Below are 24,863 nucleotides of genomic sequence, written 5' to 3' on the forward strand. Positions count from 1 at the left end.
ATTGATCAGGCGCTGGCGGCACCGCCGTCTGCCCCGGCAGGCAGGCGCACCAGCAGTACGGGCACGGGGGCGGTGCGGGCAATCTGCTCGGCATCACTGCCCATCAGCACGCGTGCCAGGCCACGGCGCCCGTGGGTGCCCAGCACGATCAGGTCGGCGCCCCAGGCCCGCGCGTGTTCCACCACCAGGTCAGCCACCCGGGCGTCGAGGTTTTCGATCAGCACGGTGTCCACCGGCACACCGCTTTGCGCCACGCGCTCCTTGGCGCGGCGCAGCAAGGCCTCGCCGGCCTGGCGCAGGCGGGGCAGCACCTCCTGGCTGTAAACCTCGGGTCGCTCAAAACCGCTGATGTGGGCCACAGGGTCCATCACGTTCAGCAGGCGAATGCGTCCGCCCGTGGCTTTGGCCAGGCCCGTGGCTTCGCTCACGGCGTGGTCGGCGGTGGGGCTGCCGTCAACGGCAACGAGGAGGTGTTGGTAACTCATGGCGGCGGGCTCCGGGGGGCTCGTTGGCGCCGTGGTAGGCGCTGTGACGGATTGTGACCGACCCGCTGTTGCGCGGGACGTTCAGAGGGCCAGTCACTGTGTCTCCAAGGTCACTGGCGTTCGATCAGCTCCACGTCCTTGGGGTAACGGATGGTGTGCTCGGCACTGAACTGCGCGGTGGCCCCTGCGGCCACGGGCTGTTGCCAGGCCACAGTGCCGGGCGTGCGGTTCCAGGCCGTGTCCGCCGGCTGGGGCTGGTAGCGCGATTCGACCTCGATCTTCTCGTTGCGCGAGACCGGTGCGGCATGCAGCACCTGCAGCGTGATGGCCGTCTTGTGGCGGTTCTCCACGCTGTAGGCCCGGCGCGTCTTGCGCTCCACGCGCGAGCCGGTAAACCCGCTGCTGCCCGTCAGATCCTGCACGGGCTCGGCCCGTACGGTGACCAGCTCATCGCGGCCAAATGACAGGCTGGTGCTGCCGGCTGGGGCGCCCGCACTGGGCGCGCCAAAGTCGATGCGGCCGTTGCCCACAAACGCGCCGTCGCGGTACAGGCCTGCTGGCCCTGCGGGCCACACGCCCGGCGGCTGGGCCATGTGGGCCACCAGGTAGGCGGCTTCTTCCACGGCGGGGGCTGTGCGGGTGATCAGCGTGGCGGGGGCCGTGTGGTTGCCCAGCGCCAGCGTCACGCGCTGGCCGCTTGATGGCACGGTGATGCGCTGCGGCACGGCGAACTCGGTGGCAAAACCCTTGTCGAGGGTGCTGACGTCGAAGGTGGGCATGGCCTCCTCGACCGCGTTGCGCGAGCGTGCCACGGGCGAAGGCGCTGCCGCCATTGCCATCACGGGGGCGGCTGCGGCCACGGGGCGCGGCGGCGGGGCCACATCCAGCGTCCATTCGCGCGGCAAGCGGCCCTGCGTGGCGCGGCCTGGTTGGCCGGTGGACAGGGTCAGTTGAACGTTGCTCCAGTCTTCGCCACTGTTTTGCGCCACCAGCGCCTGGCGCTCGATCAGCACGGTGGATTTGGTGGCATCCAGCGTGGCACGGTAGGTGGGTTGCCAGCCAGGGCCGCGTACCTGGTAAGACAGGCGCAGCTCGGCCTCGCGCTCGGCGGCCAGGTTGAGGGTGACGGACACCACCCGCGCACGCTGGCTGGCCACACGGTCGCGCTCGGCCACCAGGGGCTTGAGGGCCAGCTCCAGCGCCTCCTGCTTGCGTTGCAGTTGGTGCGCGCGTGCAAAGCTGTCCTGCCCGGATTTGCGCAGGACCTCGGCAGTGGCGGTGATCTGTGCGGGCGTCGGTGTGGCAGCACGGGGGGCGGAAGTGGCAGGCGCTGCCGACTCCGGGCCCGCGCCGGTTTGCGCCACGCTGCGCAGATAGCCGTCCACCAGCTGCAGGGCCGAGGCCTCGGCCTTCACCCCCGCGATCTGGTCCTCCAGCTCGCGGATGCGGCCGTCCAGCGGACTGGCGCAGCCTGCCGCCACGTCGCGGTCTTCGGTGAGCACATTGAACTCGCCCACGCGCACGGCGGGGTCGGCGTTGATCTGCAGGCTTTGCACATCCAGCGACGCGGGCAGGCAGGCCAGCGTGAGGCTGCGTGCGCCAGCGGCCACCTTGGCCACGCGCTCTACCGTGGCGCTGCCGGGGTAGACGGTGACACGGGCGATGCGGGAGGTGTCTTGGGCGGCTGCAGACAGCGGGGCCAGGACGGCCAAGCCCAGTACCAGCAGTGCGGGGCGCGCTGGAAGGTGAAGGAAGGGGAATGGGGGGCTCACGGGGCGCATGGGGCTCCTTGGGCGCAATGGACAAAGGGAGTGGGATGCTAGCAGCCAGGCAGTGAGCCGCTGGTGGTTCACAGCACCAGAGGCACCTCCGCCGCCAAAAAGTCATACACCGCCCGGATCTTGCGGCTGGTGCGGATCTCGCGGTGCACCGTGAGCCAGATGGGCAGATCGGGCAGGGGCAGCATGGGCAGCACGGCCACCACGTTCGGGTCGGTGCGGGCCAGGTAGTTGCCCACAAAGCCAATGCCCAGCCCTGCGCGCACAGCCTCCCAGTAGGCCATGAGGTCGTCGGTGCGGAACGCGAAGTGCCCGCGTTCCACCGGATAGCCCATGGCGGCAAAACCTTGCTGGATGTCCTCGTGCCGGTCGTTGCCCACCAGCTCGTGCTGCAGCAGGTCGGGCGGCTGGCGGGGTGTGCCCTTGCGGCGCAGGTAGTCGCGGTGGGCGTAGGCGCCCAGCGTCACCGCGCCGATCCGTTTGGCCACCAGGCTGGCCTGGTCGGGGCGCACCATGCGCAGTGCGATGTCGGCCTCGCGCCGCAGCAGGTTGGTGACCTGGTTGCTGGCCACCAGCTCCACCTGCACCTCGGGCAGCGCCTGGCGCATGTGCGCCAGCACGGGCGGCAGCAGCACGCAGGCCACGGGCTGGCTGGCGGTGATGCGCACGGTGCCCGTCACGCCTTCCTCCGCGCCCGACACGCTGCGTGCGAGCTGGTGGGCGCCCATCTCCATGGCGCGGGCCGATTCGGCCAGCCGCAGCGCCGTGGCCGTGGGCAGCAGGCCGCGCCCGGTGCGCTCAAACAGCACCACGCCCAGCTGCGATTCCAGCTCGGCAATGTGGCGGCCGATGGTGGGCTGGCTGGCGTTGAGCGCACGGGCGGCGCCCAGCAGGCTACCCTGGTCGAGTGCGGCCAGGAAGGACTGCACGAGGCTCCAGTCAAAGGTCTGGTTCATGGCAATAGCGTGCCCGCAATGGGGCGGCAGGAGTGTGGTTGGAGGTATTCATATTTGCATTGCTGATATGAATACTTAGCCAATTGTGTAACGGTGCCGGCGTTTTCACAATCGCTCCATCCCTTGTGAATGGAGCCCTCAGATGATCACCCACACCCGTTTTCCACACTGCACGGACAATCCCTCCACCGTGTTGATCCTGGGCGCCCGGGGGCGGCTGGGACTGGCGGCCACCCGCGCCTTTGCGCAGGCAGGCTGGCAGGTGCTGGCCCAGGTGCGCCCCAGTGCGCAGAGCGCTGCATTGCCCGCCATTCCTGGCGTGTGGTGGATGCCGGTGGCAGTGGAAGACACTGCCGCGCTGGCGGCCCAGGCACAGGGCGCGCAGGTGGTGGTGCATGCGCTCAACCCTGCCTACACCCACAAGGCCTGGCGCGAGCAGGCCCCGGTGCTGATGGAGGCGGCCATCGCCGTCACCCGCCAGCTGCGCGCCACGCTGATGCTGCCGGGCAACGTCTACAACTTTGGCGAAGCCATGCCGCCCGTACTGCGCGAAGACACGCCCCAGGCCGCCACCGGTTTCAAGGGCCGCATGCGGGTGCAGCTGGAGCAGCGGCTGCAGGCCGCCACGCGACAGGGCGAGATACGTGCTGTGGTGTTGCGCGCCGGGGACTTCTTTGGCAGCGGCACGGGCAGCTGGATCGACCAGGCCATTGCCAAGGACCTGCCCCGGGGCCGCATCACCTGGCCCGGCCCGCTGGACGTAGCCACGCCCTGGGCCTACCTGCCCGACCTGGCCCGCACCTTCGTGCGCGTGGCGCAAGAGCGTGACCGGCTGGCCGTCTTCGAGTGCCTGCATTTCGCTGGGCACCACGTTACCGCGCAGCAGTGGCTGCACAGCTTCACGGCCATTGCAGCAGAGCAGGGCTGGTTGCCCGATGCGGGCGCGCTGCGGGTGGGCCAGTTGCCGTGGCCGCTGCTGCGCGTGATGGGGCTGGTGGCCCCCACGTTCGCTGCGCTGGCGGACATGCGCTATCTGTGGCGCACGCCCCACCGTCTGGACAACACCCGCCTGCGCGCGCTCATCGGCGACGAGCCACACACCCCCTTCGATCAGGCCGTGCGCCAGGCGCTGGTCGATTTGGGGCTGGTGTCCACCCGTTCAATCCGCGCCGCGCTGGCCTGACCGCATCACCTCTTGAACCACCGGAGCATTCTCATGAACCGTCGCAACTTCATCCGTTTGGCAGGGGGCGGCACCATCGCCGCCGCTACTGTGGGCACGCTGGTCGCCTGTGGTGCCGTGGGCTCGCACTATCCCGCCGAGGCGGTGGAGGCCTGGAAAGGTCCGGTGGGCGAGACCGACCTGCGCCGCCGTGCCGTGGCCTATGCCATCACCGCACCCAATTCGCACAACCTGCAGCCCTGGCTGGTGGATTTGCGCGAGAGCGGTGTCATCACCCTGCGCACCGACCCTGCGCGGGTGCTGCCACAGACGGATCCGTGGGGGCGCCAGATCCTTATCGGCCATGGCGCGTTTCTGGAGCTGCTGGTGATGGCGCTGGCTCAGCAAGGCGTGGCCAGCGAGGTGTTGCTGTGGCCACAGGGCGAGATGCCTGCGGCCCTGAAGGACTGGGACGACCGTCCCGTGGCGCGCATCACCCTCAAGCCTGGTGGCCAGCCCGACCCGCTGTTTGCGCAGGTGCTGCTGCGCCGCACGCCCAAGACGGATTTCGATACCACCCGGGCCATCGCGCCCGGGGTGCTGGCCCAGTTGCTGGGCAGCGCCCCGGCTGAAGCCCCGCTGCGCGTGGGCGGCACCGTCAGCGCCGACCAGTTGCCCGCGCTGCGCACGCTGTGCTGGGAATCTGCCCGGGTAGAGCTGCTCACGCCGCGCACCATGATGGAAAGCATCCAGCTCACCCGCGTGGGGCCAGGCGAAATCCTGCAGCACCGCGACGGCATCTCGATCAACTCGCCCTTTGTGCGCGCCGTGGACGCTCTGGGCATGTTCGACCGCACCCAGCCCCCGGCCGAAGGCAGCGCCGCCTACAAAAGCGCCATGGGGCGTTTTGAGGGCCATAGCCGCACGGCCATGGGTTTTGTGTGGATCACCGGCCCCAACACCCGCAGCGACCAGATCCATACCGGGCGCCTGTATGTGCGCCAGCAGTTGCAGGCCACGGCGCTGGGTGTGGGCATGCACCCCATGAGCCAGGCGGCGCAGGAGTTTGCCGAAATGGCCCCGCACTTCGAGCACGTGCACCAGCTGGTGCTGGGGCGTCCAGCGCCGCGCACGCCCCAGGAGCCCACCGTGCAGATGTTCTGCCGCATTGGTTACCCGCAGGGCGAGGTGCCTGCCACGCCGCGCAGGCCGCTTGCGCGTTTTGTGCAGGCTTGATTCCGAGGAGGGCAGCACCTGCGCAAAGGGCTGATGCAGATCAACCTCCGGCCACAAGCTGGCGCGCTTTGCCGCTGCTTCACACACTGTTCAGGTGGCGTTCATCGCGGGTTTCTACAGTTGCTGCATTGCAACAATTAGTGGGGCTGGTGATGTGGAAGAAGGTTTTGGGGGGCACTCTGGCGGTGGCCATCGGCGTGTGGATGTTGGCTTTGATCGTGCCCCAGCCTGCACCGCCCGCGTGGGGCGATGTCTGGTGGTGGCGTAACCAGCTGATCCTGCTCACCGGGGTGGCGGCCTGGGGCCTGATGTCGCTGATCATGGTGCTGGCCGTGCGGCCCGCGTGGCTGGAAAAACCGCTGGGTGGCCTGGACAAGAGCTACCGCCTGCACAAGTGGGCGGGCATCGGCGCGATTGTGCTGGCGTTGCTGCACTACGGGCTTCAGCTGTCGCGCAGCCTGCTGGCTGACTGGGTAGGCCGCCCAGTGCGCGCGCCGCGCGCGGATTGGTGGCTCAACACCTTCCGCCACCTGGCCGAGGAGATGGGGGAATGGGCTGTGTGGTTCCTCGCGGCCATGTTGGTCATCACGCTGTGGCAGCGGTTTCCGTACCACGTGTGGCGCTACCTGCACAAGCTGCTGGCCGTGGTGTACCTGGTGCTGGCCTTCCATGCTGTGGTGCTCACGCCGCCCGCTTGGTGGCAGCAGCCTGCGGGTGTGCTGGTGGGCCTGTGCACGCTGGTGGGGGTGCTGTGCGCAGTGCGCTCGCTGGCCGGGGCCATCGGGCGCAGCCGCCGCCATGCGGCCCGTGTGGTGAGCGTGTCGCCCCAAGGGGCTGGGGTGCTGGAAGTGACCTGCCAGGTCAGCCCCGCCAGTCGCTGGAAGCATGCGGCCGGTCAGTTTGCGTTTGTCACCTTTGGCCGTGCCGAAGGGGCGCACCCCTTCACCCTGCTCAATGCTGACCAGGGCAACGGCGTGCTGCGGTTTGCCATCAAGGCGCTGGGCGACCACACGGGGCAGCTGCCCCTGCAGGTGCAGCCGGGCCAGACGGTGAGCATCGAGGGGCCGTATGGCTGCTTTGACTTTCGCGGCGACAGCGCCACCGAGCAGGTGTGGGTGGCCGCAGGCATTGGCGCCACGCCGTTCATGGCCTGGCTGGAGTCGATGCAGTCCACGCCCGCGCTGGCGCCCCGGGTGCACCTGCACTACTGTGTGCGCCATGCGGGCGAGGCGGTGTTTGCCGAGCGCATGGCTGCACTGTGTGCCCGCTTGCCCAGCGTGACGCTGGAGATTCACTACAGCGACAACGCCGGGCCCGTGACACCCGCAGCGTTGCTCGCGGGCACCAGCCCGGCGGCGAGTGTGTGGTTCTGCGGACCGCAGGGTTTTGCCGAGGCGGTGCGCCAGGGCATGGCGCAGCTGGGGCGTTCGCCTGCGCGCTTTCACCAGGAGCTGTTTCAGATGCGCTGAGGCGGTTCTCTGCGCCGCAGCGCTACGTGGTGCCGGTGCGGTCCGTGGGTGCCAGGTACTCCCGCACCAGGGCCCGCGCGCGGTGCAGGCGGCTTTTGGCCGCCTCGCGCGTCACACCCAGCCGCTGCGCCATCTCCTCGATGGTCAGCTCCTCGAAGTCGCGCATCAGCAGGGCCTCGCGGTACAGGGGCGGCAGCGAGTCGATGGCCAGGGCAAGGTCATGGCGCAGTTCGTGGTCGGGGCGGTGCGACCAGGCGAGGTTGTCTTCCACCTGTGCCAGCGGCTCGCCCTTGAGCCAGGCCAGCATGGGCTGCATGCACAGCCGCTGCACGATGCGCACCACCCACCCGCCGAACGCCGCCACCTCGCGCAGCGCGCCCACGCGGCGGTACACGATGATGAGCGCCTCCTGCACCACGTCGTCCGTCGCCGTGGTGGCCGCGCAGTGGCGCAGCGCGTAGCGGCGGATGTCGGGACGGGTGAGGCGCAGCAGCTGCTCCATGGCCGCCGCGTCACCGCTGCGTGCAGCGGGCAGCAACTGGGCCACGGTGGGGGCTGGGTGGGTGGTGGCCATGGGCGGTCACTCGACAGGTTTGCGGCCCACCATGGCACAGGCGGGGCAGTAGCCAAACGCTCCGCTCAGGATGCTGCCAACGCCCGAGGCGGCCAATGCCAGGCCCAGGGGCGATGCGGACATCCACCACAGGCCTGCAGCGATGAGGGCGACGCCCCCTGCAACGCGCAGCAGGCTTTCGGGGCGGGTGATGTTCTTGCGGTACAGCATGGTGAAAAACTCCTTGGTGGGGAAATGAAGGCGCCGACACAGGGCGCCTTCCCTACCAAGAGCGGCTGGTTGCGCAAAAGGATTCATGGGTTGCAAAAAAATTTTTGCCTGCCACCACCCGTCACCGGAAATGGTCGAACGAGGCGTAACGGTTCTCCACCGCCTGCCCCTGCGCGTCCACCAGCCTCAGGCCTGGCTCAGCCAGCACGGTGCCGATGCGGGTGACGGGCGTGCCGCTTGCCTGCGCCGAGGCGGCCACCGCGTCACGCCGCGCGCGCGGGGCGGTGAAGGCCAGCTCGTAGTCGTCGCCGCCCGCCAAGGTGCATTGGTGGACCAGTTCAGGGGGCAATGGGCTGGTTGCGCTAGTCGAATATGTCTTTGCTGCTATCAAATGTATAGTTTTTGAGGTGTCGATGCAGGCCCCTGCCCCCGAGGCTTGGAGGATGTGCGACAGGTCGCCCAGCAGCCCGTCGCTCACATCCATGGCGCTGGTGGCCACGCCGCGCAGGGCGAGGCCCAGGGCCACGCGCGGGGTGGGGCGCTCCAGCCGCTGGCGGGCGCGGGCCAGCGCCTCGGCGGGCAGGGCGATGTGGCCGAGCAGCGCCTCCAGCGCCAGCCTGGCGTCGCCCAGCGTGCCACTCACGTAGATGTCGTCGCCGGGCTGTGCGCGGCTGCGCAGCAGGGCCTGGCCGGTGGGTACCTCGCCAAACACGGTGATGCAGATGTTGAGCGGGCCCTGCGTGGTGTCGCCGCCCACCAGCTCGCAGCCGTGGGCATCGGCCAGCGCCAGCAGCCCGCGCGAGAAGCCCGCCAGCCAGGCCTCATCGACCCGGGGCAGTGACAGGGCCAGCGTGAACGCGAGCGGCTTGGCACCACACGCCGCCAGGTCTGACAGATTCACGGCCAGCGCCTTGTGGCCCAGGGCTTCGGGGTCCACGTCGGCAAAGAAGTGGCGGCCCTCCACCAGCATGTCGCTGCTGATGGCCAGCTGCATGCCGGTGCGCGGTGCCAGCAAGGCACAGTCGTCGCCCACGCCCAGCACGGCGTGGCGAACGGGGCGCGTGAAGTAGCGCGCAATCAAGTCAAATTCACCCATGCCCCGATTGTGAGTGGGATAAGAGCGGGCAGCTGGTGGAGGGGCGTGCCAGATTCTCAGCCGGCTGCCGCGCCGCGAAAGCGCTGCGCTGCCTGGCGGCTTACCTCGGCCAGCAGCTGCTCTTCGCTCTGGCGCTGGCGCAGCCAGCGGGCATCGTTCTGCCCCGCCTCGACCTCGGTGCGCAGCATGTGCATGGCGCTTGATGCGCCCTGTACGGCCGCGTGGCCTGCGATCTTGTCCATGGTGCGCAGGATGTGCTCGCGCAGCGGCATGTGGTCGCCCGTGGCCGGGTCCACATACACCGCGTCCATGCCAAACCGGCAGGCCTGGAAGCGGTTGTAGGTGTACACGAGGTAGTCGTCCTCTTCGGGCATGAAGGGCTGGTCGGCCAGGAACCACGCGCCCAGCGACTGCACGTAGCCCGCGAGGGCCGCAGCGCGCTCGATGGTGAGCGGCGTGTCGAACACGCGGATCTCGATGGTGCCGAACTCGGGCTTGGGGCGGATGTCCCAATAGAAGTCCTTCATGCTCTTGACCACGCCCGTGCGGGTCATCTTGTTGAAGTAGGTCGTGAAGTCGTCCCAGGTCAGTGCCATCGGTGCGCGCCCCGACAAGGGGAACGCGAACACCGAGTTGAGCCGGGCCGAGTCAAATGCCGTGTCCTGCCCTTGCACATAGGGGCTGGACGCCGACAGCGCAATGAAGTGCGGGATGTAGCGCGACATGCGGTGCAGCATCAGCAGCGCCGCATCCGCATCCGGGCAGCCAATGTGCACGTGCTGTCCGAAGATGGTGAACTGCTTGGACAGGTAGCCGTACAGCTCGGACAGCTCGCGAAAGCGCGGCTTGTCGTAGATGCGGCGCTCGTGCCACTGCTGGAACGGGTGCGTGCCGCCACCCACCACGGCAATGTTGAGCTTGTCGGCGCTTTTGACCAGCGCATCGCGAATGGGCGTGAGCTGGCCCAGCACCTCGCTGGCCGAGTGGCAGATGCCAGTGGAGATTTCGATCATGCTGTTCGTCATCTCGGGCACCACGCTACCGGGCAGCGGGGTTTTCTTCATGAGGCGCAGCATGTCCTCGGCGTAGGGCGCCAGGTCGTAGTCGTTGGTGTTGACCAGCTGCAGCTCCAGCTCGACGCCCAGCGTCAGCGGCTCGGAATGGGTGAAGGCTTCAAGACTCACGGGGGGACTCTCCGTTGTTGTTGCTGCGGGTCAGGGGTGCCCAGGGTTTGGAGCTTTCGCCCGCACGGTAGATGGCCACGGTGGCAATGACGGCACCAAATACCTCCATCAGCAAGATGGCGGGCAGCGCCACACCCGCGATCACATGGCCGGTGGAAGGCGACGCGAGCACAAACTGCGAGGCGATCAGCAGGGCGATGGAGGACATGGGGGTCATCGCGCAGCCCACCCACAGCGCCTGCTTCCAGCTGGCGCCGCTGCCCACATTGCCCAGCGCCACGCCGGTGGCCTTGGCCAGCAGGCGCACGGCAATCAGGGCCAGCACCACGCCGGCCACGGGCGCGCTCCAGTCGGCCTGGGCCGCCACGGTGGAAACCAGCACGAACATCAGCATGGTGAGCAGCGACGATGCATTGCCCAGTTGCCGCGGCCAGGCCCAGGGGCGCGGGTTGAGCTGCTTGAGCAGCATGCCCCCTAGCAGCGCGGCCAGTGGTGCCGAGCCCCCCATGTGAGCGGCCACTGCCGTGCCTGCAGCCACCAGGGCCAGGAACAGCATGGAGGTGTTTTCGCTGGTGGGGCTCATGAAGCGCAGCGCCATGCGCAGCACCAGGGCCAGCACGGCGGCCACTACGATCGATACGCCCAGCACCACCACCACGGGCGACACGGCCTCCAGCACTGTGAGGCTCTGGCGGTTGATGAGTTCTGCCTTGGCGCTGCCCAGGGTCAGGGCATACAGCGTGGAGAGCGTGGTGAGCACAATGGCGCGTTCGGTCACCGGGCCGGCGGCACGGGTGTCGGCCACCACACGGGTCAGCACCGCGGGAGATGCCGCCAGCGCCACCAGGGCCAGCGGGCCAGCCGCCTGGGGCGGCAGCTGCAGCCACACCAGCACCCAGTACACCGCGAAATAGGTCAGCACCGATTCGGCAATGCTCTGCACCAGCACCATGGGGTTGTGGCGGAACCAGCGCAGCGGTATACGGCCGCCACATTCGAACAGCACAATGGCCACGCCCAGCTCCAGCAGGAACAGGCCAATGCCCTGCAGCGGCCAGACCGCGCCGCTGAAGCCTGCCAGGCCGGCTGCCGTGCCCACCAGCGAATAGCCCACCACCTTGGGCAGGCCGGTGTGGCGTTGGGTGAGATAGCCTGCCATGGCGGCTACCGCCAGCAGCAGTGACCATTGCACCGTGGGCAGCCCGGCCGAGGGGCGCAGCCACTGCGCCCAAAAGCTCAGGATTTCATTCATGTCATCGGACCTCTGCGTCAGACGGGCGCTGCCCGTTGGAGTGGAGGCCCCTGCGCACAGGCCCTCCGCAGATGGGACGGGGTGCGCTGGGGCGTTGGGCCCTTGAATTTACAGGCGGAAACACTCCGCCCTTGTAGGACAGAGGCGGCGGTTTCGCCTCAGCCCTGTGCCGTTGTCACCAGCGGCCCCCGCCGCTCGGGCACAAAAAAGCTCAGCGGCGCGGTGCGCAGGCGGGCGCGGATGGCGGCATAGATGCGCGAGCGGTCCACGCCGCTCACGTTCTGTGCACGCAGCGCCAGACTGAAGGCCAGATAAAAGCTCACCGACACATTCAGTGCGCCCAGGAACGGGAGCGAGGCTACCGCCCACCAGAACGCGGGCAACTGCAGCACCTGCAGACCCAGCGTGGCGCCGGCGGCCGCCACCTGCCCAGTGGACAGGGTGACGTGCCGTACATCCAGCCCCAAGCCGAAAAACGCAGCGAAAGCAGGCACCAGGCCCAGCATGAAACCCAGCGAGATGTTGGCTGCAAAACCCGACAGGTTCTCGCGCAGGAACCTCGCCCAGCGCGCGGCGCGCTCGGCTCCCAATAGCCCGGTGATGCGCGGGTTGTAGTGCAGGGCCGAGTCCATGCGGTGCAGCACAAACCAGTTCTCTGTCCAGCCCGCGATGATGCTGGAGGCAAACAGCAGCACCCCGGTAAAGGCGGCAAAGAACAGCGACGGCCCCAGCAGGTGCAGGGACTCGAACACATGCTCGGCCTGCTTCTCGCTGATGGCCGGGTGGCCCGTGGCCAGTGCAATCAGTGCAGCCAGCGCCAGGACGGCCGGGAACACCACCAGCACGTTGCCCAGCACAGCAGCCACCTGCGAGCGCACCAGGTGCGTGATCTCGTCCACGAACGACTCGATCGCATCGCCGGTGCCCAGCTCCTTGAGCTTGGCCGCCATGGCAGGCGCGGTCATGGCAGGTTGTTTGGTGGCCACCGTGAAGTGCAGCAACTGGATCAGCACAAAGCTCACGGCATAGTTGATGCCCGCCATGAAGCCGCCCCAGAAGGCCGAGAGCGCGAGCGCATACAGGCCAAACTTGATCAGTGTGGTGAAGGCCATCAGCGCACCGCCGCCTGCCGCCTTGCGCAGCATGGAGCGGTATTCGGCACTGGTGCGGGTGATGTAGTGCTCGCCCGTTTCGGCGCTGCGCTCGGCCACCTTGGCCGCCAGCAGCGAGGAGTTGGAGGCCAGCAGCGCGCGCAGGCTGCGCCGCTCTTGTCCCACCATCACCAGCTGTGCCATGAGTTGCGCCGCAGTGACTGCGGGCTGCGCGGACAGCAGGCAGTCGAGCAGCACGCGCACGCGCAAGATGCGCTCCCGCAGCTGCCGCAGCCTGAACACCAGCCCCACCGAAATGCCGTTGTCCTCGAAATGCGTATAGACGGTGGCAGCCGCCGCGCGGCAGGCCTCCAAGCGTTCGCGCAGGCGCTGGGCGGATGCGTCCAGCCGGTCGGGGGTGCGCAGTGCGTGCAGCACCTCGACCCGCAGGCTTTCCACGTCGCGGATGAGGGCGTGGAAGGGTTGTGCCTCCCGTGCAGATTCGCTCATGCGCAGCCGCAGTTCGGGTGCAAAGCCGGTCGAGAGGATTTGCCCTGCACAGTAGGTGATGGCGTCCAGCAAGGCGCGGTGCCAGCGTGTCGCGCCGCCCGGGCGCTCGTCGGCGTTGTCCTGGGCCAGCAACATCACCAGGCGGTTCAGGGTGGCTTCATCCAGCGCGGCCAGCCATTGCGCGTCGAACGCACTGGGCAAGGCCAGCATGAACAGTTCGGACGCATCGATGGTCTCTGGGCTGCCTGGCAGCAGCTTGGTGCGCAGGCGTTCGGCCATCTCGCTGACCAGGGCGGTGCGGGGTGCAAAGCCAAAGTCCGCCAGCAAGGTGGTGATGTCTACCTGGTCCACCAGCGTCGCCCACCAGGCCTGCAGCCGCTGCTGAATATCGGGCCGTGCCGCGACCGCATCGATGAAAAGCTGCACCCGGCCCACCGCGGCAGGCACCGAATCACGCTTGCCGCGCACCCAGTCCAGCAGGTGGATGAGCCAGAGGTGGCGATGGGCCAGGTCGGCGGCAGGGTCCAGCGCCGCCAGCAGGTGGGCCAGGTCTTTGGGCTCGGCGGAATTTTTCATAGGTGGCCGGCCCCCATAGGAAAAGCCGCCCATCCGATGGATAGCGGTCCCATGGAAGGGTGGGCATGGGGGCTGTGGGAATGGTTCTTCAATGCAGCACCCGGTCGCTCAGGGGCTCACCCGACGGGCCGTGGCTGATCGCCTCCAGCACGAACAAGGGCACCGGGGTATTGAAAGGCTCGCCATCTTCTGCCACGCAATGGAAGGTGCCGTGCATGGTGCCACTGGAGGTGCGCAGGCGGCAGCCGCTGGTGTACTGGAACGACTCACCCGGCTTGAGCAGTGGCTGCTGTCCCACCACGCCCAGGCCCTTGACCTCTTCGGTGTGGCCGCGCGCGTCGCTGATGATCCAGTGTCGCGAGATCAGCTGGGCGGGCGCGTCCCCTGCGTTGGTGATGGTGATGGTGTAGGCGAAGCTGAACACCCCGGTGTCCGGCGCAGACTGCTCGGGCAGGTATTCGGGCAGCACTTCCACGTCAAACTGGTACTTTGGCATGGGCCGCATGGTAACCGTGCCGCCCCGTGTGTGGGCAACTCCCAAGTGCCAAAACCCCAGTGGTTCTGCGCTTTGCGACAATCGAGGGATGAGCCGCACATTCCAAATCGCCCCCTCTATCCTTTCCGCCGACTTTGCCCGCCTGGGCGAGGAAGTGCGCAATGTCATTGCCGCTGGCGCCGACTGGATTCACTTTGACGTGATGGACAACCATTACGTGCCCAACCTGACGTTTGGCCCCATGGTCTGCCAGGCCTTGAAGCCCCACGCCAAAACGCCTGTGGGCGTGGCCGTGCCGATTGACGTGCACCTGATGATCCAGCCCGTGGATGCCTTGGCCGCTGCCTTTGCCGACGCGGGTGCTGACTACATCAGCTTCCACCCCGATGCCTCGGGCCATGTGCACCGCAGCATCCAGGCCATCCGGTCCAAAGGCGTCAAGCCTGGCCTGGTGTTCAATCCCGCCGAACCTCTGGATGTGCTGGACTGGGTGATCGACGACATCGACCTCATCCTCATCATGAGCGTGAACCCCGGTTTTGGCGGCCAGAGCTTTATCGACTCCGCGCTGCGCAAGATCGAAGCTGTGCGCAAGCGCATTGATGCTTCTGGCAAGGACATTCGTCTGGAAGTCGATGGCGGCATCAAGACAGACAACATACGCCGCGTGGCTGACGCGGGTGCTGACACCTTTGTCGCGGGCAGCGCCATCTTTGGCAAGCCGGACTACCGGGGCGTGATCGACGCGATGCGTGTGGCCTTGGGCTGATCGCCTGGGTCGCTGCGAAGATTGGGCGCGGATGCCTTTGTGACAGACCGCACCTAATAGGGGGTCAGGCTACTGTTGCGCAGGCACGGTGATGGTGGTCGTAGTCGATTCGCGCAGCACGCCGCCGCCGGATACCGAGCCACTCGCCGGGCTGCTTTGCACGCGACGCATGCAATCCGCCTGGTCAGCAGCCGTCTGGAACGCTGCACAACGCTGGGTGGAGTTGTCGGTGGCGGCGGCTCCAGGGTTGCTGAGATCGCCCTTGCGGGAAGCGTCCAGTGCGTTGTTGGCCTCGCGCAGGCAGGTGGCCAGGCTGTCCTGGGTGTTGTTGGTCATGCACTTTTCCCGCTCCTGCTCGTAGCGTGCCCGCGCGTCCTGCGGCGGCGTTTGAGCGGATGCGCCCGCACAGGCCAGCAGCAAGGTCGCAGTGAATACAGAGGTGGCAAAGCGAAGGCGTTTCATGGAGGGCTCCTGAGGCAATGGCAGACGAAGGTCTGAACCTATGCCTGCAGGGTAGGCGCCGGGGCCATGTGCCCCTGTCGGACAGAGCCGCCCTTGCCCGTGCGCGCGCTTCGCGTCTTGGGCTGGGTCAGCCCAGTCGCTGAAAGGTCAGGATGAAGGCCACGCCATCAGACGTGTTGCGCGCATTAATGGTGCCGCCCATCTTGGCCATGTAGGTTTTGGCCACAAACAGCCCCTGGCCCCGGTGCTCGCCCTCGCCCAGCGGGGTGGGGCTGGCGGGGTCGGAAACGCCCAGCTCAAAAATCCGCTCCAGCAGTTCGTCTGCAATGGTGGAGCCCTGGTTGTGCAGCGTAGCGCTGGCGGTGGATTCTGACGCCGTGAGCGTCAGCCTGATGGGGCTGCCTGTGGGGCGATAGCGGTCGGCATTGCGCAAGATGTGGGTCACCACGTCTTCGAGCGCAAACTCGTCGGCCCGCACGATGACCGGGCCAGGGTGGCTTGGGCCCAGGTCGTACACCACATCCAGAATGCTCGCAAAGTGGGCGTTGTCGGCCACGTTGCGCAAGAAGGCATCCAGGTCCAGCCGCCCCTCGGGCACATCGGCGGCCTGCAGCGCTTCGGCGGGCGATGCCGTGCCATACAACACATGGATGGCCTGCTGCATGCGCTGCACATAGCGGTGGCCGGGGTCTTGTGGGCCGTTCAGCGCCATCAGCGACTGCAGGGGCGACATGATCTCGTGCCCTACGGCGTGCCACATGTCGCGCTCTTGTTGGGCGCGCAGCTGCTCGCGCTGCAGGTCGTCCTTCACGCGCTGCAGCAGGTCGGCCAAGCCACCGGCCAGAATGCCCAGCTCGTCCGAGCCGCGCAGGTCCGACACATCCAGATCGCCCAGCCGGGGGCCGGTGTGGCCAGGCTGCACGTTGTACGACACGGCGGCGGCGCGGCGGGTCAGGGCTGTCACGCGGCGGATCAGGCCCACCTCGACCACCAGCCAGGCCAGCGCAATGGCGCCCAGCATGGCACCCAGGTACCACGACAGGCGCGTGGCCACAGCGGCCAGGCCTTGCTCCACGCCGCGCAGGTGGCCGGTGAAGTTGACCACGTAGTTGCCGGTGGGCGTGTCCAGAATGTCCAGGGCCGTGGGGGCGGCGGGCGTGGCTGCTGCCGTGCCCACACCTGCGGCCTCCAGCGGCAGCCAGCGGATCAGGCGCAGCAGCCAGGGGGCAGATGGATCGGCCTGCACTTCGATGCCCTTGAGTGTGATGGCGCTGGCCTCGTCACTGCCCAGCTTGCGGATCTGCACACGCTCGCCCGGCAACAGGCTGCGCGAGAGGTCGCCCAGCGATGCGGCCAGCTGCGCGCCGGGCGCGTCGCTGTCGAACAGCGGTTTGGTGTCCTCGCCCGGCGCCAGCATCTCCACCCGCACACGCATCTGCCCCAGGTCTTCCGGCGGCCAGACCAAGCGCTCGTCCTTGCGGAACAGGGCTTCGCGGAACAGTTCGACCGGCAGGCGGATGGAGTAGTGGGTGCGGCGCAGGCAGTCGGAGGTGATGGCGGCCCCGCCAGTGGGTTGTTGCACCGATGGGGGCGGCAGGTCGCGGCACTGGCCGTTTTGCCACAGCCAGCCGCGAAAGTCGCGCACCGGCCGCGCGCGGGCGTCGAGCTGCGGCGTGCCGTTGTCCACAAACCCCGTCAGGCGCCCGCGCACGGCCGCGCTGCCCTGTGGGGTCATGGCCTCATACGGCGCAATCCAGCGGTAGGTGGTGCCCCGCATGTCGAGGCTGATGCGCGCGCGGTGCGCCTCGGCGGGCACCAAGGCGCCGCGCTCGCGGGGTATCAGCTCGCCGGCATAGAAGCTGCCCACCAGGTAAATGAAGCCGCCCGCATAGGGGTTGTTGCCAATCGCTGCGCACACTGATGCGCCATCGGGGTACTGCACGGAGCAGCCCGCCATCTCCACGGCTTGCTGTGATTTTTGCGGGTCGTCAAAGTCGATGGCCGCATAGGGCAGCAGCAGCGGCGCCAGCGGCGTCACGCCCTGGCCGAGGTGGCTGGCGTTGAGCAGCGCCAACTGGCCCGAGGGGTGGCGCAGCCGCGCCATGACCTCGGCCTGGCTGCGCACAAAGCCATGTTGGTAAGCCTGCCAGGCGCGCTCTTTTTCGTCCTTGAGCACTACCACGCTCAGCGCCACCGTGGCCAGGGCCAGCAGCACGAACACACTGCGCACGAGGATGCGCAGGCGGAACGCGGGCAGGCCCAGTCTAGGCATTTCCAGCGCGGGGCGGCGCAGCAGGCGCTTCATTTGCCGACCCAGCGGAACCCGCGCATGGGCACGTTTTCTATTCCCTCAAATCCAGGATCGACTTCACGCAGCGCCTCGCGAATGGTGCTCACATGCTTGCGCACGTTGTCGCGGTTGCGGCCGCTTTTCACCACCTCGAACAGTTCGTCATACGACACCACCTCGCCACTGCGCTGGTGCAGCGTGGCCAGGATGCGCTGGGCCGTCAGTGGCAGGTTGATGCGCTCGCCGCGCCAGGTGGGGGTGCGCTGCCACAGCGGGTCCAGCACCAGTGCATCACCCACGGGGGCTGAGGGCGCGCTGGCTGGGGCCTGGGCCTGTGTGGCACGCAGGATGTCGAGAAAGGTCTCGATGAAATCGGCCTCTTCGAACGTGGTTTTCTGCAGGTAGTCCCACGCGTCCAGCGCCTTCATGATGCTGCGGTAGATGGCCGCAGGCATGGCCGACACCACCAGCACCGGCGTGCCCTGGCGCAGCTTGTTGATGGCGTTGATGAGGGCCACGCCCGCATGGCGCTCGCGGCCTAACTCAATGTCCAGCACCACCGCGTCGTAGTGCTCGCGGGCCAGCGCGGCCTCGGCCTCGTCGCGGGTAAACCACTGGTCGATGACGATGCCGCTCTTGGCGCTGCGTATCCACCCGGCCAACTGGTTGCTGGTGGGCAGGTCGTCTTCGATCACGGCAATGCGGGTCATAGGCAGGGCGGGGCAGTAGAGGGGTGGGTGGATTATCCCGGCGCCCCGTTCTGGGCGGTGTGAGTTTTTCTTCCGGGACCGGAAGGTTCGTGCGACCGGTGTGAGCGCATTGGGGGCTGCGCCGCATTGTTGCTTCCGGGGTGGATCCGAACAATCGGTCCTCAATGAGCAAGCCACAGCGGCGGCTCAGAAACGACAACAACACCGAACCAACCCGAGAGAGAAACACCATGAAAGCCACCTGGAACCGCATCGTGCAGACCCTGAAGGGCCGTCGCTCTACCCCGTTGTCCGAAGCCGGCATGGAGCCCGTGCTGGACGCTGAATCGCAAAGCCCTGTGGCAGCCGATGCATGCGGTGCCGATGGCCCTCGACTGAACTGGGCCTATCTGCTGCCCACCGCCCGCACCGTGCGCTGGTTGACTGCTGGCGCTATGGTGGCCGCCGCAGGCCTGATGGTGTACCGCAATCCGCCGGTGCAACACCTGGCGCAAGGCGACCTCGGTGTGCGCCTGAACCAGTTCACCGGTGCCGTGAGCCTCTGGCGCGATGGCAGCGTGTGGGTGGTGCCCGGCCTGCACACGGTGCGCGTGTTCTCGCTGCGTGACCAGAGTTACCGCCCCGAAGCCATGCGCCAGGCCACGGGCAGTGCGCCGCTGCAGTCGGTGGAAGGCCTGTCGCTGGGGCTGGACCTTAGCGTGCGCTATGCCCTGGACCCCAACTCGCCCGCCGTCAAGGCCGGCAACCTGCCCGACAACGTGGGTGTCGACATCGTGGAGCCTGCCGTGCAGGGTCTGGTCTACAAGGTGTTTGCCCGCTACACGGTGCGTGAAATCTTCTCGTCCAAGCGCGCCGAAATTGCACAGACCATCGAAACCGAACTGCGCGCCCGACTGGCGGCCGATGGCGTGACGCTGCGCAGCCTGCAGATTGGCAAGGTGGACCTGCCCGCCGAATACCGCCGTGGCATGGACAGCCTACTGGCCGAAGAGCTGGCGTCCGAAAAAATGCGCTACACGCTGGAGCTGAAAGACAAGCGCGTGAAGGAAACCGAGCTGGACGCCAACGCCGACAAGGTGCGTCGCGAAGTGGCCGCCGAAGCCGCCGCGCGTGAGCAGGTCATCGCCGCCAAGGCCCAGGAAGAGGCCATGAAGCACGTGCTGCCCTTCAAGCAGCGCCAGATCGAACAGCGCCAGCTGGAGGCCGAAGCCGAGCGTGTGGCCCGCGTGAAAGCTGCTGAAGGCGCCGCCCAGGCCCGCCGCATCGAAGCCAACGGCGAGGCCGACGCCCGCCAGAAGCTGGCCGAAGCCGAGGCCTACCGCATGGACCGCGTGGGCAAGGTCAACGCCGAGCAAATGGCCCGCGAAGGCGCGCTGGTGACCAAACACCCGCTGCTCATTCAGAAGACGCTGGCCGACAAGCTCTCGGACAAGATCCAGGTCATCATCGCGCCCCCGCCCACCAATGGCGACTTCATCGGTGCCGCGCTGCTGGGCGGTAACCGCAACGCCCAGGCCGGTGCCGCGCAGGCTGCTGCCGTGGCCGACGACGCCACCACCACCCAAGCCGTGGAGCAGTGAACATGAACGCGACCTTCGCAACTTTGTTGGCAGCCGTGGCCAGCGCTGCAGTGACCGTGGCGGCCGAGGCCGCCCCCCAGCCATCGCCCGGCGCCCACGGCAGTGCCATCGTGGTGCAGGACCAGGCCAGCCTGCGCGTTACACCGCGCGATGGTGCCCAGCAGCATGCCAGCCTGTGGCAGGGCGAAGTGCTGGAAGTGCGCGGCGAACGCCTCGACTATTTGCAGGTGTGGGACCACAAGCGTGAGCGCGGTGGCTTCATCCGCGCCAGCGATGTGCGCCGCGTGGCCCTGACCGAGGCCGAAGGCCCCGCGCTGCTGGCCGTGATGCGCTTTGTGCAGGACACCCCGGGCGCCGAAGCGCTGGGCATTGGCCTGACTGCCGCCTACCTGCAGGCCGCGCCCGCAAAGGCGCTGGCGGGGGTGGAGGGGGCCCAGGCTTTCGATGCCCTGGGCACCTTTGCCGACCGCCTGGCCCGCCGTGCCTCGGTGGCCGTGCCGGGCAAGGCCTCGGGTGCTGCGCTGTCGGCCCACCTGGATGTGGCCAATGGCTACGGCGTGCGCTTTGCCACCTACGAGGTCGAAGGCCGCATGCAGGTTTGCTACGAGGGCGAGGCCTTTCGCCGCCTGCTGGCCATGCCTGTGGCCGATGCCGAGCAGCGCGCCCGCGCCGTCCTGGCGCTGACCCGCCCCGAATGCATCAACCCCGAACTGCCCGCACACGAGCGTGCCAAGGTCACCACCTGGCAGGCTGAGGTACTGGAGCGCGTGGACGTGGCGGGCCTGCCCGGCTACCTGCGCAACCGCGTGCAGATGCGCCGCGCCAGCGTGTGGGGTGCTGCAGCCTTCCAGCAAGCACGCAAAAACGCGGCCGACCCGGCGGTGGCCGCTGCCGCCGCACGCGCCCTGACGGAATTCACCGGCGTGAGCAAGGCCGAGCTGCCTGACGAGGACCAGAGCGCCTACAACGACGCTGCCATGCGCGTGAGCGCCGTACGCTGGGCGCTGGTGCCTGCTCCGGCACCCGTCGCGACCGCCGCCGGAGCCCGCCCCGCACTGTTGACCGAACCCGGCGCACCCGGCGAAACCTGCGTGCTGCTGGTGGACGCGCAGCACAGCGCCAAGGCCCCGCTGCTGCGCCGCTGCACCTACGGCGTGGTATGGACTGCATCGGCCAGCACCAACCGTGAAGGCACAGCCCTGACCCTGGCCGTGCAGCCCATGGAAGGCTGGCGCGAGCTGTGGGTGCTGCGCAAAACGGAAGGCGGCTGGCTGGCCGATGTGCTGCCGCCCGCCGCCGCCACGCCCGAGACCGGCGTGGCCGAATGGGCGGGCTGGGTGCCCGGCGGCCAGCAGATGCTGGTGGCGCGCGAAGCCCGGGGCCAGGGCCGCTACCGCAAGAGTTTTGAGGTGGTGCGGCTGGAGGGCTTGACCACCGAGCGCGTGACGGGCGATGTGGCAGCGCTGCCCCTGTTCCAGCGTTGGCAAGACCCAGCGTGGAAGCGCGAGACGCTCAGCCTGCGGTGAACGAAGCAAGGCAGACCAGGGGAGGATTTGACGGGTTCCGTAAACTTGGTCCCGTCTTCTCTTTCCGAATGCTTGCCCAATGTCTCTCGCCGTTACCCCCCCGCTGTCCACATTGCTCACCGGCGTGGACGCCGCCATCATCGACCTGGACGGAACCATGGTGGACACCATGGGTGATTTCAACGAGGCACTGAACCGCATGCTGCGCGAACTGGAGCTGCCGTCGATTGCGGCACAGACCATCGAGCACATGGTGGGCAAGGGGTCGGAGCATTTGCTGCGTTCAGTGCTCCACCACGTGCTGGCGCATATAAATCATGCCTCTGTTGCTACTGAAATTGAAGCGTTGTATCCATCGGCCTGGGCCAGCTACCAACGCCACTATCTCGCCATCAATGGCCAGTATGCCGGGGTGTATGACGGTGTGAAGGCGGGGCTCCAGGCTTTGCGCGCCCGTGGTCTGCGTCTCGCCTGTCTGACCAACAAGCCCCGGGACTTTGCGCTGCCCTTGCTGCAGTCCAAGGGGCTTGACGGCTATTTCGAGAAGGTCTTCGGTGGCGACTCGTTCGAGCGCAAGAAGCCCGATCCGTTGCCGTTGCTCAAGACCTGCGAAGCATTGGGTACCGACCCTGCGCGCACGCTCATGGTGGGCGACTCCAGCAACGATGCGCAGGCCGCGCGGGCTGCGGGCTGCCCGGTGGTGCTGGTCACCTATGGCTACAACCACGGCCAGCCCGTGCGGGCCGTGGATGCCGATGGTTTTGTGGATACGCTGGCGCAGCTCGCCTGAGCTGGCCGAGCCTGCCTGTTTAGGCAGTCAGCTGGCGTGGCGCCACGCTGCGGTAGTCCAGACGTGATGACGCGGGGGAATTGCTACGCACGGGGGCGGGCACGGTGCTGTTGGGGCGCGTGGCGTTGTCAGAGAGGCGGAACACCGCCACGGCGTCCACCAGCTGGCCGGCCTGGGTCTTGAGGCTGTCGGCGGCTGCAGCACTTTGTTCCACCAGGGCGGCGTTTTGCTGGGTGGCCTGGTCCATCTGCGTGATGGCCTCGCCGACCTGTGAGACGCCCTGGCTTTGTTCGCTGCTGGCAGCGCTGATCTCGCCCATGATGTCTGTCACGCGCCGAATCGCGCTGACCACTTCGGTCATCGTGGCGCCGGCCTTGTCCACCAGGGCCGTGCCGCGCTCCACGCGTTCCACACTGGTTCCAATCAGACCCTTGATCTCCTTGGCGGCCTCGGCGCTGCGTTGCGCCAGGCTGCGCACCTCGCCCGCCACCACGGCAAAGCCCCGACCCTGTTCGCCCGCGCGTGCGGCCTCCACAGCCGCGTTCAGCGCCAGGATGTTGGTCTGGAAGGCGATGCCATCGATCACGCTGATGATGTCGGCGATCTTGCGGCTGCTGTCGTTGATGCCGTCTCCGCCCTGCACGGCCACGGTGCTGGCGCTCATGGCCAGCTGGTTGGCGGTGCGGGCGTTGTCGGCGTTCTGGCGCACGGTGGAGCCCAGCTCTTCCATGGAGGCTGCGGTTTCCTCCAGTGCGCTGGCCTGCTGTTCTGTGCGGGCACTCAGGTCGTTGTTGCCTGATGCAATCTCGGCACTGGCCGTGGCCACGCCCTCGGCGCTGTTGCGCACGTTGCCCACGATGGTGGCCAGGCGCGATTGCATGGTGGACAGTGCCTGTAGCAACTGGCCGGTTTCGTCATTGCCACTGGTGGTAATGGGGTGGGTCAGGTCGCCATCTGCAATGCTTTCGGCGGCTTGTTGGCCTTGCTGCAAGGGGCGCACGATGGAGCGCGTGACGGTCAGGCCCATCAATGCGCCGAGCGCGACGGCCACCAGCGTGCCTACGCCCAACAGCACCTGGCTGGCTTTGGCCAGGGTGGAGGTGTCTGCCTGGCTTTCGGCCAGCTGGGCGGCCATGGTTTTGCGCAGGTCGTCGAGGGATTGAAGGTATTTGTCGGCCAGCGGGCGCAGGTCTTTGTCCACGAGGGCGGGCACGTTGGGTTCGCCACCGCGGTGCAGTTCCCGGATTTCGTTGAGCTTGTCGTTGTAGGCCTGCCGGGCCGTCGCAATTGTGGCCAGAAGCCCCTTGGCCTGGTCGCCTTGCACCAGTGCCTCAATGCGCTTGACCTTGGCTTCCATGCCCTTCGCTGTCGCCTGGGTATCGGCGGTGAGCTTGTCCATGTAGTCGCGGTCGATGGCCTTGAGGAAGGCCTCGGTGCGTACCCAGTTCAGCCGGATGTCTGACGCCCAGTCCTCCACAAGTGTTTGCTGCTCGATCTCCTGCGTGGCGACGCGCTCGCTGGCGCTTTGCAGGCTGGCAATGCGCCACATCCCTGTGGCCGCAATGAGAGCCGTGATGAGAAGAATGGCGCCGAAGGATGCGCCCAGGCGCAGGCCGACGGAAAGGTTGCTGAGTTTCATGGTGGTGTCTGGCGCGTAAGGGGCTGGGGGCAGAAGGGGCGTTACAGACGGCTCGTTGCGGGGCGCGGATAGCGCACAAAGCTCGGTTCAGGCCGTGGCCTCGGGCGCTGCGGGTGTGCGCAGCGGGAGACCGGTTGTCGCGTTGTCAAAAAAGGGCTGGAAAGGTTGCGCAATGGCTGGAGCGGGGACTGAGGCACAGGCTACTCCCGGGTAGGGGGTGCGTCTGTCGGGCGCGCGACAGCCTTTGCCGGGAGGGCGTGGGTGTTTGCCCTAGGACAACTAGGACGATGACTGGGCGGTCTTGCCCAGCAACGCGTCCTTGAGCTTCCAGTCAGCTGGCGCATTGCCCAGCCAGATACCCAGCAACGCGTTGAAGAACTCGGGTTCCTTGAAGGGCTCTCCCTGCGGCTTGCCCTTGACGGTGATGATGGTGCCGGTACCCGGAATCCAGTCGATCTGGAACTGGTCTCCCGCCACCAGCTTCTTGTGGTCCGAGAAGATCTGGCTCATGCGGAGCACGCCAGGAATGAGCTTGGAGAATGCCGCGCGGTCCATGTTGTCCTCCATGCCGCGCGAGAACAGCTTGCCCAGCTCGGTGGAGTCGATGTCGCGCAGCATGGTGATGCTCATGCGCTTGGGGCCCTTCTGGGCCATGACGTCGGCGGGTGTGCCAGCTTTCTTTTCGAGATAGAGCCCTGCCGTGTACACCTTGAACACTGCCTTGTAGCGCACCCCTGCGCCGTTGAGCTGCAGGGTGCTGCCGCTCAGGCTGGCGGTTTCTTCGTATTTCACGTCGGCCACGGTAATGGGCTGGGCAATGGCACTGGCTGCCAACAGGCAAGCACCCGCCATCACAGCGCATCGCGTCAGGAATTTCATGCGCAGCTCCTAAAAAAAGAACGGTCGTTCGTTTCAAATTGTTGCAGCGCTCCTGTCGGGCCGCAACAGGGTTTTCGAGCGGTTGTGCGATCTCGCTGTGAGGGCTGTCAAATCAGCCCGCTAAAAAAGCTTTGCTACACTTT

At 67.4% G+C, this 24,863-nt stretch carries 22 protein-coding genes; 7 read left to right on the top strand and 15 right to left on the bottom strand.

Annotated features, from left to right (window positions below):
• Nucleotides 1-5: 5 nt before the first annotated feature.
• The 3 genes from ASC83_RS17085 to ASC83_RS17095 form a co-directional block, all read right to left on the bottom strand.
• Nucleotides 6-485, bottom strand: coding sequence for a universal stress protein (locus ASC83_RS17085; RefSeq protein ID WP_056065254.1), 480 nt, complete (start codon nt 483-485; stop codon nt 6-8).
• A gap of 110 nt (nt 486-595) precedes the next feature.
• On the bottom strand, nt 596-2,266 hold the full coding sequence (locus ASC83_RS17090; protein WP_056065256.1) for a DUF4139 domain-containing protein: 1,671 nt from the start codon (nt 2,264-2,266) through the stop codon (nt 596-598).
• 68 nt (nt 2,267-2,334) lie between these two features.
• Entirely contained in the window at nt 2,335-3,219 is an 885-nt protein-coding gene (locus tag ASC83_RS17095) for a LysR family transcriptional regulator (protein ID WP_056065258.1), read from the bottom strand.
• Nucleotides 3,220-3,361: 142 nt separating this feature from the next.
• On the opposite strand from ASC83_RS17095, the gene ASC83_RS17100 reads away from it, so the two are divergent.
• The 3 genes from ASC83_RS17100 to ASC83_RS17110 all read left to right on the top strand — a co-directional run bounded on the left by ASC83_RS17100 (nt 3,362) and on the right by ASC83_RS17110 (nt 7,086).
• Entirely contained in the window at nt 3,362-4,402 is a 1,041-nt protein-coding gene (locus ASC83_RS17100) for an NAD-dependent epimerase/dehydratase family protein (RefSeq protein ID WP_056065260.1), read from the top strand.
• A 33-nt stretch (nt 4,403-4,435) separates the two neighbouring features.
• Nucleotides 4,436-5,617, top strand: coding sequence for a hypothetical protein (locus tag ASC83_RS17105; protein WP_056065263.1), 1,182 nt, complete (start codon nt 4,436-4,438; stop codon nt 5,615-5,617).
• A gap of 128 nt (nt 5,618-5,745) precedes the next feature.
• Nucleotides 5,746-7,086: a ferric reductase-like transmembrane domain-containing protein gene (locus ASC83_RS17110; protein ID WP_235509405.1), complete on the top strand. Its 1,341-nt coding sequence runs from the start codon at nt 5,746-5,748 to the stop codon at nt 7,084-7,086.
• Nucleotides 7,087-7,108: 22 nt separating this feature from the next.
• Here the strand turns inward: ASC83_RS17110 and ASC83_RS17115 are convergent, their stop codons facing one another.
• The 7 genes from ASC83_RS17115 to apaG all read right to left on the bottom strand — a co-directional run bounded on the left by ASC83_RS17115 (nt 7,109) and on the right by apaG (nt 14,075).
• Nucleotides 7,109-7,660 (bottom strand): RNA polymerase sigma factor, encoded by a 552-nt coding sequence (locus ASC83_RS17115; RefSeq protein ID WP_056065265.1) that lies wholly within the window; start codon nt 7,658-7,660, stop codon nt 7,109-7,111.
• Nucleotides 7,661-7,666: 6 nt separating this feature from the next.
• On the bottom strand, nt 7,667-7,870 hold the full coding sequence (locus ASC83_RS17120) for a DUF2892 domain-containing protein (RefSeq protein WP_056065267.1): 204 nt from the start codon (nt 7,868-7,870) through the stop codon (nt 7,667-7,669).
• 121 nt (nt 7,871-7,991) lie between these two features.
• Entirely contained in the window at nt 7,992-8,966 is a 975-nt protein-coding gene (gene thiL, locus ASC83_RS17125; protein ID WP_056065269.1) for a thiamine-phosphate kinase, read from the bottom strand.
• A 56-nt stretch (nt 8,967-9,022) separates the two neighbouring features.
• A complete protein-coding gene (locus tag ASC83_RS17130) occupies nt 9,023-10,150 on the bottom strand; it encodes a YbdK family carboxylate-amine ligase (RefSeq protein ID WP_056065271.1) in 1,128 nt (375 codons plus the stop codon).
• Complete coding sequence (locus ASC83_RS17135) at nt 10,140-11,402, bottom strand: cation:proton antiporter (protein WP_056065273.1); 1,263 nt, start codon at nt 11,400-11,402, stop codon at nt 10,140-10,142. Before ASC83_RS17135 ends, ASC83_RS17130 begins: the two co-directional genes overlap by 11 nt.
• A 158-nt stretch (nt 11,403-11,560) precedes the next feature.
• Complete coding sequence (locus ASC83_RS17140; RefSeq protein WP_056065276.1) at nt 11,561-13,579, bottom strand: site-specific recombinase; 2,019 nt, start codon at nt 13,577-13,579, stop codon at nt 11,561-11,563.
• Between the two features lie 88 nt (nt 13,580-13,667).
• Complete coding sequence (apaG, locus tag ASC83_RS17145) at nt 13,668-14,075, bottom strand: Co2+/Mg2+ efflux protein ApaG (RefSeq protein ID WP_056065793.1); 408 nt, start codon at nt 14,073-14,075, stop codon at nt 13,668-13,670.
• A gap of 88 nt (nt 14,076-14,163) precedes the next feature.
• On the opposite strand from apaG, the gene rpe reads away from it, so the two are divergent.
• Nucleotides 14,164-14,844: a ribulose-phosphate 3-epimerase gene (gene rpe / locus ASC83_RS17150; RefSeq protein ID WP_056065278.1), complete on the top strand. Its 681-nt coding sequence runs from the start codon at nt 14,164-14,166 to the stop codon at nt 14,842-14,844.
• Between the two features lie 69 nt (nt 14,845-14,913).
• Here the strand turns inward: rpe and ASC83_RS17155 are convergent, their stop codons facing one another.
• The 3 genes from ASC83_RS17155 to ASC83_RS17165 all read right to left on the bottom strand — a co-directional run bounded on the left by ASC83_RS17155 (nt 14,914) and on the right by ASC83_RS17165 (nt 18,306).
• A complete protein-coding gene (locus tag ASC83_RS17155) occupies nt 14,914-15,306 on the bottom strand; it encodes a hypothetical protein (protein ID WP_056065280.1) in 393 nt (130 codons plus the stop codon).
• Between the two features lie 127 nt (nt 15,307-15,433).
• Nucleotides 15,434-17,611 (bottom strand): HAMP domain-containing sensor histidine kinase, encoded by a 2,178-nt coding sequence (locus ASC83_RS17160; protein WP_056065283.1) that lies wholly within the window; start codon nt 17,609-17,611, stop codon nt 15,434-15,436.
• Nucleotides 17,608-18,306: a response regulator transcription factor gene (locus ASC83_RS17165; RefSeq protein WP_056065285.1), complete on the bottom strand. Its 699-nt coding sequence runs from the start codon at nt 18,304-18,306 to the stop codon at nt 17,608-17,610. The genes ASC83_RS17160 and ASC83_RS17165 overlap by 4 nt, the downstream gene beginning before the upstream one ends.
• 230 nt (nt 18,307-18,536) lie before the next feature.
• On the opposite strand from ASC83_RS17165, the gene ASC83_RS17170 reads away from it, so the two are divergent.
• The 3 genes from ASC83_RS17170 (at nt 18,537) to gph (ending at nt 22,202) form a co-directional block, all read left to right on the top strand.
• Nucleotides 18,537-19,886: an SPFH domain-containing protein gene (locus ASC83_RS17170; protein ID WP_056065287.1), complete on the top strand. Its 1,350-nt coding sequence runs from the start codon at nt 18,537-18,539 to the stop codon at nt 19,884-19,886.
• A 2-nt stretch (nt 19,887-19,888) separates the two neighbouring features.
• On the top strand, nt 19,889-21,412 hold the full coding sequence (locus tag ASC83_RS17175; protein ID WP_056065289.1) for a hypothetical protein: 1,524 nt from the start codon (nt 19,889-19,891) through the stop codon (nt 21,410-21,412).
• Between the two features lie 79 nt (nt 21,413-21,491).
• Nucleotides 21,492-22,202 (top strand): phosphoglycolate phosphatase, encoded by a 711-nt coding sequence (gph, locus tag ASC83_RS17180; protein ID WP_056065291.1) that lies wholly within the window; start codon nt 21,492-21,494, stop codon nt 22,200-22,202.
• Nucleotides 22,203-22,221: 19 nt separating this feature from the next.
• Here the strand turns inward: gph and ASC83_RS17185 are convergent, their stop codons facing one another.
• The gene (locus ASC83_RS17185) at nt 22,222-23,841 is read right to left on the bottom strand and encodes a methyl-accepting chemotaxis protein (RefSeq protein ID WP_056065293.1); all 1,620 of its coding nucleotides are present in this window, start codon (nt 23,839-23,841) and stop codon (nt 22,222-22,224) included.
• Nucleotides 23,842-24,120: 279 nt separating this feature from the next.
• Nucleotides 24,121-24,720 carry a chalcone isomerase family protein gene (locus ASC83_RS17190; protein ID WP_015016056.1) on the bottom strand — a complete coding sequence of 200 codons (600 nt, stop codon included), beginning with the start codon at nt 24,718-24,720 and terminating at the stop codon, nt 24,121-24,123.
• Between the last annotated feature and the right edge of the window lie 143 nt (nt 24,721-24,863).

Source organism: Acidovorax sp. Root402 (genome assembly GCF_001425125.1).
GTDB lineage: Bacteria > Pseudomonadota > Gammaproteobacteria > Burkholderiales > Burkholderiaceae_C > Acidovorax > Acidovorax delafieldii.

Coding starts and splice junctions, on each gene's coding strand:
- ASC83_RS17085 (WP_056065254.1), bottom strand. CDS start 485: ATGAGTTACCAACACCTCCTCGTTGCCGTTGACGGCAGCCCCACCGCC.
- ASC83_RS17090 (WP_056065256.1), bottom strand. CDS start 2,266: ATGCGCCCCGTGAGCCCCCCATTCCCCTTCCTTCACCTTCCAGCGCGC.
- ASC83_RS17095 (WP_056065258.1), bottom strand. CDS start 3,219: ATGAACCAGACCTTTGACTGGAGCCTCGTGCAGTCCTTCCTGGCCGCA.
- ASC83_RS17100 (WP_056065260.1), top strand. CDS start 3,362: ATGATCACCCACACCCGTTTTCCACACTGCACGGACAATCCCTCCACC.
- ASC83_RS17105 (WP_056065263.1), top strand. CDS start 4,436: ATGAACCGTCGCAACTTCATCCGTTTGGCAGGGGGCGGCACCATCGCC.
- ASC83_RS17115 (WP_056065265.1), bottom strand. CDS start 7,660: ATGGCCACCACCCACCCAGCCCCCACCGTGGCCCAGTTGCTGCCCGCT.
- ASC83_RS17120 (WP_056065267.1), bottom strand. CDS start 7,870: ATGCTGTACCGCAAGAACATCACCCGCCCCGAAAGCCTGCTGCGCGTT.
- thiL (WP_056065269.1), bottom strand. CDS start 8,966: ATGGGTGAATTTGACTTGATTGCGCGCTACTTCACGCGCCCCGTTCGC.
- ASC83_RS17135 (WP_056065273.1), bottom strand. CDS start 11,402: ATGAATGAAATCCTGAGCTTTTGGGCGCAGTGGCTGCGCCCCTCGGCC.
- ASC83_RS17140 (WP_056065276.1), bottom strand. CDS start 13,579: ATGAAAAATTCCGCCGAGCCCAAAGACCTGGCCCACCTGCTGGCGGCG.
- apaG (WP_056065793.1), bottom strand. CDS start 14,075: ATGCCAAAGTACCAGTTTGACGTGGAAGTGCTGCCCGAATACCTGCCC.
- rpe (WP_056065278.1), top strand. CDS start 14,164: ATGAGCCGCACATTCCAAATCGCCCCCTCTATCCTTTCCGCCGACTTT.
- ASC83_RS17155 (WP_056065280.1), bottom strand. CDS start 15,306: ATGAAACGCCTTCGCTTTGCCACCTCTGTATTCACTGCGACCTTGCTG.
- ASC83_RS17160 (WP_056065283.1), bottom strand. CDS start 17,611: ATGAAGCGCCTGCTGCGCCGCCCCGCGCTGGAAATGCCTAGACTGGGC.
- ASC83_RS17165 (WP_056065285.1), bottom strand. CDS start 18,306: ATGACCCGCATTGCCGTGATCGAAGACGACCTGCCCACCAGCAACCAG.
- ASC83_RS17170 (WP_056065287.1), top strand. CDS start 18,537: ATGAAAGCCACCTGGAACCGCATCGTGCAGACCCTGAAGGGCCGTCGC.
- ASC83_RS17175 (WP_056065289.1), top strand. CDS start 19,889: ATGAACGCGACCTTCGCAACTTTGTTGGCAGCCGTGGCCAGCGCTGCA.
- gph (WP_056065291.1), top strand. CDS start 21,492: ATGTCTCTCGCCGTTACCCCCCCGCTGTCCACATTGCTCACCGGCGTG.
- ASC83_RS17185 (WP_056065293.1), bottom strand. CDS start 23,841: ATGAAACTCAGCAACCTTTCCGTCGGCCTGCGCCTGGGCGCATCCTTC.
- ASC83_RS17190 (WP_015016056.1), bottom strand. CDS start 24,720: ATGAAATTCCTGACGCGATGCGCTGTGATGGCGGGTGCTTGCCTGTTG.